Annotated in this window: 15 protein-coding genes and 1 tRNA gene; 9 read left to right on the top strand and 7 right to left on the bottom strand. The window is 60.8% G+C overall.

The genetic code is table 11. The features are described from left to right. Positions 1-136: 136 nt before the first annotated feature. The gene (locus tag APH28_RS02755; protein WP_060507519.1) at positions 137-385 is read left to right on the top strand and encodes a hypothetical protein; all 249 of its coding nucleotides are present in this window, start codon (positions 137-139) and stop codon (positions 383-385) included. 97 nt (positions 386-482) lie between these two features. Continuing rightward, a tRNA-Thr gene (locus APH28_RS02760) sits at positions 483-558 on the top strand. Positions 559-676: 118 nt separating this feature from the next. Here APH28_RS02760 and APH28_RS02765 read toward each other — a convergent pair. The 3 genes from APH28_RS02765 to APH28_RS02775 form a co-directional block, all read right to left on the bottom strand. Then, complete coding sequence (locus APH28_RS02765; protein WP_060507520.1) at positions 677-1,096, bottom strand: organic hydroperoxide resistance protein; 420 nt, start codon at positions 1,094-1,096, stop codon at positions 677-679. A gap of 121 nt (positions 1,097-1,217) precedes the next feature. Next, entirely contained in the window at positions 1,218-1,619 is a 402-nt protein-coding gene (locus APH28_RS02770; protein WP_060507521.1) for an AraC family transcriptional regulator, read from the bottom strand. A 56-nt stretch (positions 1,620-1,675) separates the two neighbouring features. After that, complete coding sequence (locus APH28_RS02775) at positions 1,676-2,362, bottom strand: hydrolase (RefSeq protein ID WP_060507522.1); 687 nt, start codon at positions 2,360-2,362, stop codon at positions 1,676-1,678. Positions 2,363-2,590: 228 nt separating this feature from the next. Between APH28_RS02775 and APH28_RS02780 the strand changes: the two genes are divergently transcribed. Further along, positions 2,591-3,052, top strand: a complete 462-nt coding sequence (locus tag APH28_RS02780; protein ID WP_060507523.1) for a RidA family protein — start codon at positions 2,591-2,593, stop codon at positions 3,050-3,052. Positions 3,053-3,072: 20 nt separating this feature from the next. Here APH28_RS02780 and APH28_RS02785 read toward each other — a convergent pair whose 3' ends face one another. The 3 genes from APH28_RS02785 to APH28_RS02795 form a co-directional block, all read right to left on the bottom strand. Next, entirely contained in the window at positions 3,073-4,041 is a 969-nt protein-coding gene (locus tag APH28_RS02785) for a LysR family transcriptional regulator (RefSeq protein ID WP_177334210.1), read from the bottom strand. 160 nt (positions 4,042-4,201) lie between these two features. Next, entirely contained in the window at positions 4,202-4,675 is a 474-nt protein-coding gene (locus APH28_RS02790; RefSeq protein ID WP_060507524.1) for a type II toxin-antitoxin system HigA family antitoxin, read from the bottom strand. Positions 4,676-4,698: 23 nt separating this feature from the next. Next, the gene (locus tag APH28_RS02795) at positions 4,699-5,052 is read right to left on the bottom strand and encodes a type II toxin-antitoxin system HigB family toxin (RefSeq protein WP_082432248.1); all 354 of its coding nucleotides are present in this window, start codon (positions 5,050-5,052) and stop codon (positions 4,699-4,701) included. A 264-nt stretch (positions 5,053-5,316) separates the two neighbouring features. Here APH28_RS02795 and APH28_RS02800 point away from each other — a divergent pair, with 264 nt between their 5' ends. From APH28_RS02800 to APH28_RS02810, 3 genes are all read left to right on the top strand, one after another. After that, entirely contained in the window at positions 5,317-5,517 is a 201-nt protein-coding gene (locus APH28_RS02800; RefSeq protein WP_060507525.1) for a hypothetical protein, read from the top strand. A 110-nt stretch (positions 5,518-5,627) separates the two neighbouring features. After that, the gene (locus APH28_RS02805; RefSeq protein WP_060507526.1) at positions 5,628-5,876 is read left to right on the top strand and encodes a type II toxin-antitoxin system Phd/YefM family antitoxin; all 249 of its coding nucleotides are present in this window, start codon (positions 5,628-5,630) and stop codon (positions 5,874-5,876) included. A 10-nt stretch (positions 5,877-5,886) separates the two neighbouring features. Next, entirely contained in the window at positions 5,887-6,234 is a 348-nt protein-coding gene (locus tag APH28_RS02810; protein WP_060507527.1) for a type II toxin-antitoxin system RelE/ParE family toxin, read from the top strand. A gap of 30 nt (positions 6,235-6,264) precedes the next feature. On the opposite strand, the gene APH28_RS02815 is transcribed toward APH28_RS02810, so the two are convergent. After that, on the bottom strand, positions 6,265-8,544 hold the full coding sequence (locus APH28_RS02815; RefSeq protein WP_371263060.1) for a TonB-dependent siderophore receptor: 2,280 nt from the start codon (positions 8,542-8,544) through the stop codon (positions 6,265-6,267). A gap of 157 nt (positions 8,545-8,701) precedes the next feature. Between APH28_RS02815 and APH28_RS02820 the strand changes: the two genes are divergently transcribed. The 3 genes from APH28_RS02820 to APH28_RS02830 all read left to right on the top strand — a co-directional run bounded on the left by APH28_RS02820 (position 8,702) and on the right by APH28_RS02830 (position 12,587). After that, a complete protein-coding gene (locus APH28_RS02820) occupies positions 8,702-9,421 on the top strand; it encodes a response regulator (RefSeq protein ID WP_060507529.1) in 720 nt (239 codons plus the stop codon). 2 nt (positions 9,422-9,423) lie between these two features. Then, on the top strand, positions 9,424-10,803 hold the full coding sequence (locus tag APH28_RS02825) for an ATP-binding protein (RefSeq protein ID WP_060507530.1): 1,380 nt from the start codon (positions 9,424-9,426) through the stop codon (positions 10,801-10,803). 113 nt (positions 10,804-10,916) lie between these two features. Then, complete coding sequence (locus APH28_RS02830; RefSeq protein WP_060507531.1) at positions 10,917-12,587, top strand: FMN-binding glutamate synthase family protein; 1,671 nt, start codon at positions 10,917-10,919, stop codon at positions 12,585-12,587. Positions 12,588-12,609: the final 22 nt, after the last annotated feature.

A 12,609-nucleotide genomic window follows, 5' to 3' on the forward strand; every position in this document is an offset into this window, starting at 1 on the left:
TTCACCCGCGAAGAGGCCGGACGGTGTATCATCCGCCCCCCAAATCATTAAAAAGCTACGTCGCACGCTGCCCGCCAGCCCTGCGACCGTCTGGCGTTGCGCCAGAATCGACAATGGACTAACGGACTACACCATCGTGACCCAAGCCAAACCCCTTGCCCTGCTGGCCTTCACCCTGACCCTGGGCGCCTGCGCCAGCGATCCCGCCCCGCACCCTGCCAGCAACCTGGACTGGAACACCCCCGGCATGCAGCTGGGCGGCGACAACGGCCTGCCCCTGCGCGTCGAAAGCCCCTGCCGCAAGCGCGGCTGCGACAACGACAAGCTGTTTTTCAACCCTGGCAAGACCGAACCGAACGTCAACACCATCCACCGCGGCTGGTAAGAAAATATCCTTTTGGGCCGGTGACTTAGGCTATTTTCACGCTTTCGCAAGGAAGTGGTTTACAGGCGCCAACCGATCGTTATAATGACGCCCCATTGCCGGTATAGCTCAGATGGTAGAGCAACTGACTTGTAATCAGTAGGTCCCGGGTTCGATTCCTGGTGCCGGCACCATACGCAATACTCAAAAGGCTCACCGAAAGGTGGGCCTTTTTTGCTTTCAGCGTGCTGCACCCCTATGCTCGATCAGGCATCAGCGCCGACAGGTAAAGTGGATAGCAGGGGCAGAACATCAGACGGTAACGTGCAAACGAACCTCGATGTTGCCGCGGGTAGCGTTGGAGTATGGGCACACCTGATGGGCCGCCTCCACCAACGCTTGTGCATCAGCTTGCTCCAGCCCTGGCAAGTTGATGTTCAGGTCGACATCCAGGCCAAACCCACCCGGAATCTGGCCAATACCGACCTGGGCCGTGATCGAGGCGTCGGCTGGAATGCGGCGTTTGCTCTGGCTGGCGACGAACTTCAGTGCACCAATGAAGCAAGCAGAATAGCCCGCGGCAAACAATTGCTCAGGGTTGGTGCCATCACCACCGGCACCGCCCAGTTCCTTCGGCGTGCTCAATTTTACATCGAGGATATTGTCGCTGGAGATGGCTCGGCCATCACGACCACCGGTTGAGGTCGCGGTTGCGGTATAGAGAACGTTCATGGCTTTCCTTATGTTTGAATGCCTATTGGCGCTTTGAATGCTTGGCTGCCAACAGCGCGCAAGAGGTCATCGACCCGGTATGGGCCTTACGGGCTTTTGAATCAAGTGTTTGTAAAGCGTCTCAAGCCGCCGATGAACTCTGGCGGTTCGCTTGTTGCTGCCAGGCCTGCGGTGTCATGCCTTCTGCCTTCACGAAGGTGCGGCAGAAGTGCGATTGATCGCAGAAGCCGCATTCCAGTGCGATGTCTGCAAGCAACATCGTGGAGCTCTTCAATAACGCCCTGCTCTTCATGACCCGCTGTTCACGCAGCCATCGCTGCGGTGCCATCTGGGTACTGTTCTTGAACATGCGTGAGAAGTGACTGCGCGACAATGCGCACGCTTGGGCCAGTTCCGTCACGGTGATGCCGGTATCCAGCCTGTCCAGCATGAGTTGTTTGGCAGTGCGTATCTGCCAGGCGCTGAGCTGCCCTGTCGAAGCCAGTGCAAACGTCGCCAGCACAGTAGATGGGTCCTTGTTCATACACATCCATTCTCACATGTTCAGGAACAGCCCCCAGGGCAGGGGCTGGCGATGGCTCAGATAGAGGCGGCGACAGGCGCCAAGGTGGGGCCGTGCTGCACACGCTCAGGCGCCTTGTGCACCATGGTGTAGGCGTAGTCGACGCCCATGCCGTAGGCACCGGAATGCTCGCGTACGAGGTCCATTACGGCGTCGTAGGTGTCGCGGTTTTTCCAGTCGCGTTGCCATTCCAGCAGCACTTGCTGCCAGGTCACCGGCACGACGCCGGCCTGGATCATGCGCTGCATGGCGTAGTCGTGGGCTTCTTTGGTGGTACCGCCGGAGGCGTCGGCAACCATGTAGATTTCATAGCCGGCATCGTTCATGGCCGACAGGGCGAAGGTGGCGTTGCAGACCTCGGTCCACAAGCCGGAGACGATGATCTTGTTGCGGCCGTTCTTCTTGAGTGCGTCGCGCACCTTCTGGTCGTCCCAGGAGTTCATCGAGGTGCGTTCCAGCAGCGGGGCATCCGGGAACACGGCGAGCAGTTCGGGGTAGGTGTGACCGGAGAAGCTCTCTGTCTCGACCGTGGTGAAGGTGGTCGGGATGTTGAAGATCTTCGCTGCCTTGGCCAGGCCAACGGTATTGTTCTTCAGTGTTTGCCGGTCGATGCTCTGAACGCCGAAGGCCATCTGTGGCTGCTGATCGATGAAGATCAGTTGGCTGTTCAGTGGAGTCAGTACTTCGGTTTTAGGATTGCTCATGTTTGTTTCCTTTCAACTTTGTGATGTTCAGAGGCACCCGTAGCCACGAGTACACACCTCAGCGTCGTTGCTTGAGGACGAGCAAAAGATAACGAAACAAATCGGCTTTCGGTGGCGCACTTTTGCGCCTCTACTGGCGCATTCATGCGCCATGAACTTTGTCCTTTCGCTGCTAGCATTCGCGCACCCATCCGGATCGAACCGATCCTTTATGCGCAGGAGAATGCAATGGCAGCTTCACAACCGTTGAACAAACAGACCGCCTACTGGGGCGTTTCCTGGGAGGAGGCTTATGGCTATCCGCAGGCACGGCGGATAGGCAACGAGATCTACGTATCCGGGCAGTTCAACCATGACGAGGAAGGCAATCTGGTAGCGCCGGCGCCGCTTGATGCCGACGGCAAGCCCAGTGACTTTTCCACGATGGGCGAGCAGATGCGGGTCGCTTACGACAACATTGCGAAGTTGTTGGCCCTGTATGGCGCAACATTGCAGGATGTTGTCGAGGAAACGCTGTATGTGCTGGATATGGACGCTGCGTTCGCGGTAGTCGGCAACGTGCGCAAGGCGGCCTATGGCATTGAGCGGCCTCAGTGCGCGAGCAATATCATTGGGGTGTCGAGGCTTGCCCAGCGCCCGCAGCTGATCGAGATCGTGTGCAAGGCCGTGATAGGCGCCCGGGGCATCTGAGCCGCGCTCCCGGTTTCGGTTTACGTGGCCGGGGGTGCCAGTTGCCCCTCGACCAGGGGCTTTTGATTGGCCACGGCAGCGGCGCAGAAGGTCATGAAGGCTTTGACGCGCCACGACTTACGAATGTCCTGGTGGGTCAATAGCCACAACTCGTCCTGAAGCTCTGGCACCACAGGGCCTGCGCGCACCAGCCCTGGGGTCATGTCGCCCAGCATGCAGGGCAGAAACCCATACCCCAGGCCCGCCGCGATCGCAGCACTGGCGGCTGCCACCGAATCGGTGCGGTAGGCGATGCGCTCGGCTGGGACTCTGCTTTCGACATAGCTCGTCGCCCTCAAACCGCAGAGCGCCGAGGAGTATGACACCCAGTCCTGGCCGTCTTCGAAAAGCGGCAAGGCCGTCATCTGCCTGGCGCTGCAATAGGGTGCCCAGGCAATGTTCGCCAATTTGCGGCCCACCAGGCTTTCTGCAGGTTTCCTGGTCGCGCGAATCGCGATATCCGATTCATCCCGGGCAAGGCTGAGGGTTTGATTGCCCACCAGCACCTCGATGGTGATCCCCTCGTTCAGGGCTTTGAAGTCCGCGATGATGGGGGTGAAGAAGTGCAGCAGCAGCGAGTCGCTGGTGGTGATGCGAAGTTTCCCGAGGGGGCCTTGGCCTGCACGCGAAACACGCCGGGTGACGCTGACGATATCCAGCTCCACGCGCTCGGCCAGTGCGCGCAACTCTGCACCCTCGGCGGTCAGCAGATAGCCGGTTTTACGGTGGTCGAACAGCGCTATGCCAAGCGTTCGCTCAACTTGCGCAACACGGCGCGAAACGGTGGAAACATTGATGCCAAGCTTCTTGGCCGTAGCCGCACGGTTGCCGCAATCACTGAGCGTCTTGATGATCCGCAGGTCGTCCCACGAGAGCTGATTGGCAGCTTCGCCGACGTCCCACTTGGTCCCTTCAGCGGCAGCCGGTGCTTTTCCAGTTGGCGATTTCACACAGTTCGTTCCAGATGCGAAGGCGCTGATGATACGAGATCTTGGGAAGCTCGTGCTTGAACGCCGTCAGCAGATCCTCAACGACCTTCGGCACTTGCAGTCGCCTGCCATGGATACGAAAAAGCTCACCACGCGGTGAGCCATTTTATTTGCCGAGCACTTAAACCACCCCATGCATGAAGAACTCCACAGGCACCTTAAAAAACTCAGCAAACCCCTTAATCTGAGCAACTGTCATTTTCCGCTTGTTGTTCAATATCTCCGACACCGCACTCTGGCTCGCAATCGCAGCCAAGTCTTTCTGTTTTACATCGCGGTCAAACATCAGAAACTGCAAGGCCTCTGATTGAGTAGCGAAGGGAACCAGTACCGTTTCACGTTCGTACTCATACACGCGATCCGTCACCATCACGGCAAAGCGAGCTGCCGCGTGTTCTTCGCTACCTGCATGGGAGTAAAGCTCATCGATCAGCTTCATCCGCCCCTGCAGATCAGTATCGTCCTGTATCGGATCGTGACAAGCAGCCAGCAGCTGAGCCAAGGTCGTGGCTTGCTCGTCAAGCCCTGCAAGTAGGGGTGAAATGTTAGCGATGAAGGCATCCAGCCCAGCGGCTTCGACTTTTTCTCGCTTCATGTTGTCACCTTCAAATTCGTCAATTACTTAACATCGCGTCTGCACCACTTGTCGTATTCAGCGTGCGACAGAATGGCCTTGATGTAGATGATGCCTGAGGCTCCGTTGATCCAAGCGACAACCCTGCACTCGGTTTTCTTGATATCAAATATATAGATATCCAGCGGCCCCTTCTGGCTTGCAGGTTTCAATTTCGAGTGAGCAACCCGATCAACGTTCCACCCCGATGCGGTTAACCACGTCTGCCGGAGCTGCTCAAAAGACTCGAAGCGCAGGGCAGCCCTGTCGAATGTGTTCAGCCACAAGCTCAAAGGTGCCTTCCATTGCGCATGGGCCTCGATGGCCTTTGTAACCGCCGCTTTAGTAATCACCCGCATTTTTTCTTGTTCCGGCGTCCCGAGCAGAGACGAAAATATTCCAGATCCAGATATCTGTCAAGCAGATATCTGGATCTGGAATATTCAGCATTGGAAGTGGCGGGCACGGCCTTCGCAGGACGAGCCGCCCCGCGACGGATAAGCCGACGATGGGCTGCACCGCGCGACGAGTGGCGAAGATCGAAAATCAACAGGTTGGCATAATGGCATCGCGACTTACCCGCCTGTCCGTCTATTCACTCCGCCGTTGCGAGCCCCTCTGTAATGAATGCCGAAATCCGTTACTCGATCATCCTGGAGCACAACGCTGAAGTGCTGCTTGCCAACGCCTCCATGGCACAGGTCGAGGCATTCTGGGATGCCAACGACTCTCGATACTTTGGCTTGCGCATGGAAGACCCATGCGGGGCACATGTGCGCGTCATGGTTACCGATGAAATGCCAGATGAAGAGGCTGTGCTGTAGCCCCCAACTGCTTGTTCATGGCCTGACGCTGGACGCCTATCGAATATTCGGTCTTGATTCAGTCTGAATTCAGACTACGATATCGCTATCAAATAAACGAGGACACTCAGGTGAGAGTCGAAACCATCAGCTATCTGAAGCGTCACGCGGCAGACCTTGACCTCGCAGAGCCCATGATCGTCACGCAGAACGGCACCCCGGCCTACGTCGTCGAGTCGTACGCGGATCGAAAGCAACGTGATGAAGCCATTGCACTGGTCAAGCTGCTAGCCATGGGTTCTCGCGAGTATGCGAAGGGCAAACACAGTTCCGTAGAAGACCTGAAGGCGCGTCTGTACAAGAAGTTTTCCGAGGAGTAAGCGGTAGCGCATGACCAAGCCAATCATCCGTTTTACCGATTCCGCCTCGCAAAGCATCGAAGACCAGGTCCATCATCTCGCCGTTTACCACGGCAATCAGGTTGCTCTGCAGAAGATTACCTCGCTAGTCGACAGCATCGAACAACGGCTGTCGGCCGCGCCGGTTGGCTACCCTGTCAGCCCGCAGGCAAGTGACTTGGGGGTGATGCAATACCGGGAGCTCAGTCTCGACGGCTACCGGGTCTTCTATGAAATCATCGAGGATGACCACACCATCGCTGTGGAGCTGGTTGTCCGGCAGAAGCAAAGCGTCGAACAAGCACTGATTCGCTATTGCCTGATCTATCCCCTGACCTAGCAAAAGGGGCCGGGTTGCGGCCCCAATTGATCAAAACGCGGTGCTGACCGTCAGCGACATGTTGCGCGGGTCACCGTAGATCGCCCCGGCATAGAACCCGTACTGGGTGTAGTAGTGCTTGTCGAGCAGGTTGTCGACATTGAGGCTCACGGTGGTGTCATCGGTGAGCTGGTACTTGGCCATGGCATTCCAGATCGCATAACCCGACCAGTTCACATCGGTCGCGCCCGCACTCACGCCGTTCACCGGCTGCCCCGCCGGGCTGGAAATCGCGCGGATGTTGGTCTGTGCCTTCACCCCTGCACCCAGGGTCAGGCGGTCCAGCGGGCCGGACAGGCGATAGGTGGTCGAGGCCTTGAACAGGTGCGACGGGTCGCTGCGCCCGTCGCTGTCGACGCGGCGCAAGTGCAGGTAGGTGTAGCCGGCATAGACGTTCCAGTTCGGCGTCAGCGCACCGGCGATTTCCAGGTCGATACCATCGGTTTCCTGCCCGGTGCCAGCCTTGTAGGCGTCACCACCGGCTGGCGTGGTCAGCCCGTCATCGAGCACGGCCTTGTTTTCCTGCTTGGTGCGGAAGTACGCCGCCGACGCGTTCAGGCGCCCATCCAGCCACTCACCCTTGATGCCGGTCTCGTAGCTCTGACCCCGAATCGGCTCGACCTTGGTACCGCTTTCGGTCTCGGCCGTCTGTGGGTTGAAGATGTCGGTATAGCTGGCGTATAGCGAGTAATGGTCGTTGAGGTCGTACACCGCGCCCAGGTAAGGGGTGACGATGCCGTTGTTCTGCTGGTTGCTGCGCACGCCGGCGACACTGTTGGTGGTTGCCGAGTAATCGGTGGTCCGCACGCCGACGATGACCGACAGCGGGTCGGTAATGCTCATGCGGGTGGCCGCGTACATGCCCTGCAAGCGGGTGGTGGTCTTGCTGTGGCGGCCGGTGCGCGAGGCGATCATGTCGTAGTCGCTGTCCACGCCGTTGTGCCAGTCGGTCAGCGGGAAGCCGATGTTGGCGCGGAACTGGCAGCCCACCGAGGGCGCGCCGACGCGGTCGTCGCTGACCATGGTGCAGCTGTATTCCGGCGACCAGGCCACGGTACGGCTGTCGTTGTAGCCGACCATCGCCTGATGGGTACGGCCGAACAGCTGGAACGGGCCGGACAGGTCAATCTGCGCAGACTGCTGGGTGGTGTCGCTGGAGCTGTGCAGGCCGTTGAGCACCGCGCCGCTGCCATCCTGGTCCCAGTAGCCGCCGTAGCTGCCACGGCCAGCCGAGTTGACCTTGGCCAGGCCACGGTGGTTGAGCACTTCGGCTGTGCTTTGGGCGACTTTCAGGTCAAGGGCCCAATCATTGTCGAAGCGGTGCTCCAACGAACCGAAGGCGGTGCGGGTGGTGTACTCGCCGAAGCTCCAGCTCGGCACCACGTTGGTGCTGCGAGGCAGGTCGGTCTTACTGCCGTCCTTGTACCAGATCGGGATATTGGCGCCCCAGCCACCCCCGACCACCTTGCTGTATTCGTATTGGTAGCCGGCACCAATCGTGGTGGCGTCGTCGATGTCGAACGCGAAGTTGGCCAGGGCCGCACGCGAGCGCTCGGACTGGTTGTCGCGGAACGAGTTGGCGTCGCCCTGGGTCATCACGAAACGCGAGCGCAGGCGGCCGTCTTCGGACAGCGGCAGGTTGAGATCGGCGCCCAGGCGGCGCTTGTCCCAGCTGCCGTAGGTGGCGTAAGCGCTGCCGCCGAAGGTTTTGGTAGGTGCCTTGCGGATCAGGTTGACGGTGGCCGACGGGTCGCCGGTGCCACCGAGGAGGCCGTTGGCGCCGCGAACGATGTCGATGCGCTCGTACAGGTCCATGTTCAGCGCATTACCACCTCCGCTGAAATCGGAGCCGCCCTGGAACTGCAGACCGTCGACCTTCCAGTTGCTGATCGAGTAGCCACGGGCACGGAAGTCAGTGCGCCCACCCACTTCGGACTTGCTGGAACTCACCCCCGGGGTAGTGTCCATGGCCTGCTCGATGGAGTGCACATCGCGATCGTCCATCTGCTGACGGGTGATGGTGGTGACCGATTGCGGCGTCTGTCGTGGGGTCAGCTTGAGGCCAGTGGAGGCGCGGGTGCTTTCCACGGTGTAGCCGAGCTGACCGGTTTCATCTGCAGGCACCAGTGCACTGTCCTCGATCTGTGTGGCATCCAGCTCCAGTGGCTGGCTTTCGGCCGCCAAGGCGCTGCCACTGATGGCGACAGCAACGAAGAAGGCAAGCGGGTGCAGGCGGCTACCGCCCCGGACAACAGGAGTGAAGTCGTTCATGGCGCTCTTGTGATTCATTTGGGAAGGTTTCGTATTTGCAGATGATTTTTTGTTACGATTCTAGGCATCCGCCCTTTGGGCTCCATACCCGGCTTGTACGGGGATGTAATCGAACGTAACGAGCGCTGCCGGCCCTCCCCGATCAGGTGTTTTACCGATGAGCACGACCTTGCTGGTTGTCGATGATGACGACGAGATCCGCGAACTTCTCTGCGATTACCTTACCGATGCCGGCTATACCGTTCTGGCGGCCTCCGACGGCGATGGCATGCGCGAGCAACTGGCCGCGCGCAAGGTCGACCTGGTGGTGCTTGACCTGATGCTGCCCGGCGAGGATGGCTTGAGCTTATGCCGCCAGTTGCAGGCGACGCCGGGCATGGCAGTGATCATGCTGTCGGCCAAGGGCAGCACCCTGGACCGCATCATCGGCCTGGAGGTGGGCGCCGACGACTACCTGGCCAAGCCCTTCGAACCCCGCGAGCTGATCGCCCGGATCAAGGCGGTGCTGCGCCGCCCGCAACGCCTGGATGCCCCTGCCGACGCGCCAGCGGTCGAGGCCCAGCAGTTCGCCGGTTTCAGCCTCGACCACGTCAGGCGCCTGCTGACCCGCCCGGACGGCACAACCCTCACCCTGCCGCGTTCCGATTACCGAGTACTGCGTGAACTGCTGGAGGCCAACAACCGCGTGGTCTCGCGCGATCAGCTGACGCGCAGCGCGTTTGGCCGCGATCACCACCCCGACGATCGCTCGGTGGATATGTGCATCAGCCGCCTGCGACAGCAACTGCGCCACGCGCCGGCCAGCGACATCCAGATCCTGACCATCCGCAACGAAGGCTATCTGCTGAGCATTGCCCGCGCCGAGGCCGACAGCTGAAAATGCGCTGGCTCCGTCGCCTGTGGCCGCGCACGCTGTTCGGCCAGCTGCTGCTGATCATGGTCAGCGGCACGCTGTTGATTCAGTTGATGTCGAGCAGTATCTGGTTCGATGTGCGTTTCGCCCAGGTGCTCGAGGCACCGATCCGGCTCATGGCCGCACGCAGCGCTCCGCTGATTGTCCAGGCTGATTGCCACGCGCAAAATCTGCAGGTGCCCGCGCACTATCAATTGCGTTGCGTCGAGAACGAACCCGCGCAACAGGAAGATCCGCGGCGCGGGCGCCGGCGCGTTGAACTGTTGCTGCAACAGGCGCTCAAGTTCGAACTGGGCCATGCCCAGGAGGTGCGCCTGTTGAAGGTGCAGCTGACCGACGAACTGGGCCAGCCGATCGTCTGGCGCAGCTTGTTCGGCTTGCGCACTGCCCAGACGCATATCCAGTTCGCCGTACCGTTGGACGATGGCCATTGGCTGAGCATCGACGGCCAGGAGCTGCAGGGCTGGAGCGGAGAATCGGCATGGGTGCTTATCAGCGACTACCTGCTGCGGGTCTACGCGCTGCGCATCGTCGCCGTGCTGCTGGTATGCCTGATCGCGGTGCGCCTGTGCCTGCGCCCTTTGCGGCGCCTGGCCGACGCTGCACGCGGGCTGGGCAGCAACCTCGAACAGCCAGCGCTGGCCCTGGACGGTCCAGAAGAAGTGCGCCAGGCCGCGCTGGCCTTCAACGCCATGCAGCAACGGCTGATCGCCATGGTCAATGACAAGGCCTACTTCCTCGCCGCCGTCTCCCACGACCTGCGCACTCCGCTGACGCGCATGCGCCTGCGCCTGGAGCGCTTGCCCGACAACGAACACCGCGAACGCCTGCGGCAGAACATCACGCAGATGGACGCCATGATCGGCCAGGTGCTGGACTACTTGCGGGCCGGCGAGCAGTGCAACCTCCAGCAGGTCGACCTGGACCGCCTGGTGGCGCGCCTATGCACCGACCTGGCCACCGCGAGCGAACCCCTGCCGGTACACGGCACAGGCGGTACCTTGCGGGTCGATGCCCTGCTGCTGCAACGCTGTCTGCAAAACCTGCTGACCAATGCCCTGCGTTACGCCAAAACGGTCTCGGTCACCCTGGAGACAGCGCTCACCGGTGTCTACCTGCACATCGACGACCGCGGCCCGGGGATCGCGCCAGAGTTGCTGGTAACCATCACCGACCCGTTCGTGCGTGGCGAAGGCTCACGCAACCAGGCTTCGGGCGGCTATGGCCTGGGCCTGAGCATCGCCCAGCGCATCGCCAGCAGCCACGGTGGCGCCCTGCTGTTGAGCAACCGCGAAGGCGGTGGCTTGCGGGTCAGTGTGCTGCTGCCAAGAGATGGCGCCACCTAGCCGCGCTCTTTAGCAAAAGTGCTCACAAGGTAATAGTCTTTTACCGAAACCCCAGGTTTTCCCAACCGGGGGTTTGCCTATCCTACGCCGGTCATCCTGCCTGCGATGGACCCATGAAAGATTCGCTTCCCAGCCGTTATGCCTGCCTGGCCCTGTGCCTGCTGTTCACCTTCGCCAGCCTCCTGTTCCTTGCCCAGCACAGTTGGCTCTGGCCGCTGACGGTGGTCACTGGCCTGCTCAGCCTGGTCGGCCTCAACGACTTGCGCCAGAGCCATCACGCGGTGCGGCGCAATTACCCGATCCTGGGCAACATCCGCTACCTGATCGAGACCATTCGCCCCGAGATCCGCCAGTACCTGATCGAAGGTGACGACGACAAACTGCCGTTCTCCCGTTCGCAGCGCTCGCTGGTGTATGCCCGGGCCAAGAACGAGAGCGCCGAAAAGGCCTTCGGCACGCTCAACGATGCCTACAAGCCTGGCTTCGAATTCATCAGCCACTCGATGCTGCCGGTCGCCACCCCTGACCCGGCCTCATTCCGCATTGCCATTGGCGGGCCGCAATGCCGCCTGCCCTACTCCGCGTCGATCTTCAACATCTCGGCCATGAGCTTCGGCGCGCTCAGTGCCAATGCGATTGCCGCGCTCAACCAGGGCGCTCGCCTTGGCCGTTTCGCCCATGACACCGGCGAGGGCAGCATCAGCCCTTACCACCGCGAGCATGGCGGTGATTTGATCTGGGAAATCGGCAGCGGCTACTTCGGTTGCCGTACCGCAGACGGCCGTTTCGACCCGCAACGCTTCGCCGAGCAGGCACGCAGCCCGCAGGTGAAGATGATCGAACTCAAGCTCAGCCAGGGCGCCAAACCCGGCCACGGCGGGATTCTGCCGGCGCACAAGGTCAGCCCGGAAATCGCCGCAACCCGCGGCGTACGCGTGGGCGAAGACTGCATATCGCCAGCCGCGCACAGCTCATTCCGCACCCCGGTGGAGCTGCTGCACTTCATTGCCAGCCTGCGCGAACTGTCGGGTGGCAAGCCGGTAGGCTTCAAGTTCTGCCTGGGCCACCCGTGGGAATTCATGGGCATCGCCAAGGCCATGCTAGTCACCGGCATTACCCCGGACTTCATTGTCGTCGATGGCAAGGAAGGCGGCACCGGCGCGGCGCCTCGGGAGTTCAGCGACAACATGGGCGTGCCCATGCGCGAAGGCTTGATGTTCGTACACAACACCCTGGTCGGCCTGAACCTGCGTTCGAGCATCCGCATCGGTGCGGCGGGCAAGATCGTCAGTGCCTTCGACATCGCGAGCGTACTGGCCATTGGCGCCGACTGGGTCAACTCGGCGCGCGGCTTCATGTTCGCCATCGGCTGCATTCAGTCGCAGAGCTGCCATACCAACAAATGCCCGACCGGCGTGGCCACGCAAGACCCGTTGCGCCAACGCGCATTGGTAGTACCCGATAAGGCCGAACGGGTGGCCAGCTTCCATCACAACACGCTGCATGCCCTGGCCGAGATGCTCGCCGCGGCGGGGTTGGAGCACCCATCGGAGCTCAAGCCCAAGCACCTGGCGCGGCGTATCAGCACCAGCGAGATCAGCCTGTTTTCTGACTTGCACCCATTCCTCAAGCCTGGCGAATTGCTCAGCGGCTCAATCGAAAGCGAATTCTATGCACGGATGTGGCGGATGGCGCGCAGTGACAGCTTTGCGCCGGAGACAGGCGAGGTACAGGCCGCACCGGTAGCGGCCAGTGTGCACCGCAAAGAAACAGCCCCGGCATAGGCCGGGGCTGCTCGAGACGCTC

The organism is Pseudomonas sp. NBRC 111124, assembly GCF_001320245.1.
Taxonomy (GTDB): domain Bacteria; phylum Pseudomonadota; class Gammaproteobacteria; order Pseudomonadales; family Pseudomonadaceae; genus Aquipseudomonas.

Excerpts from the sequence above, each read along its gene's own strand:
- APH28_RS02810 (WP_060507527.1), top strand. The coding sequence starts at position 5,887 with ATGACCAAGCCAATCATCCGTTTTACCGATTCCGCCTCGCAAAGCATC.
- APH28_RS02830 (WP_060507531.1), top strand. The coding sequence starts at position 10,917 with ATGAAAGATTCGCTTCCCAGCCGTTATGCCTGCCTGGCCCTGTGCCTG.
- APH28_RS02780 (WP_060507523.1), top strand. The coding sequence starts at position 2,591 with ATGGCAGCTTCACAACCGTTGAACAAACAGACCGCCTACTGGGGCGTT.
- APH28_RS02825 (WP_060507530.1), top strand. The coding sequence starts at position 9,424 with ATGCGCTGGCTCCGTCGCCTGTGGCCGCGCACGCTGTTCGGCCAGCTG.
- APH28_RS02790 (WP_060507524.1), bottom strand. The coding sequence starts at position 4,675 with ATGAAGCGAGAAAAAGTCGAAGCCGCTGGGCTGGATGCCTTCATCGCT.
- APH28_RS02795 (WP_082432248.1), bottom strand. The coding sequence starts at position 5,052 with ATGCGGGTGATTACTAAAGCGGCGGTTACAAAGGCCATCGAGGCCCAT.
- APH28_RS02820 (WP_060507529.1), top strand. The coding sequence starts at position 8,702 with ATGAGCACGACCTTGCTGGTTGTCGATGATGACGACGAGATCCGCGAA.
- APH28_RS02815 (WP_371263060.1), bottom strand. The coding sequence starts at position 8,544 with ATGAACGACTTCACTCCTGTTGTCCGGGGCGGTAGCCGCCTGCACCCG.
- APH28_RS02800 (WP_060507525.1), top strand. The coding sequence starts at position 5,317 with ATGAATGCCGAAATCCGTTACTCGATCATCCTGGAGCACAACGCTGAA.
- APH28_RS02770 (WP_060507521.1), bottom strand. The coding sequence starts at position 1,619 with ATGAACAAGGACCCATCTACTGTGCTGGCGACGTTTGCACTGGCTTCG.
- APH28_RS02775 (WP_060507522.1), bottom strand. The coding sequence starts at position 2,362 with ATGAGCAATCCTAAAACCGAAGTACTGACTCCACTGAACAGCCAACTG.
- APH28_RS02765 (WP_060507520.1), bottom strand. The coding sequence starts at position 1,096 with ATGAACGTTCTCTATACCGCAACCGCGACCTCAACCGGTGGTCGTGAT.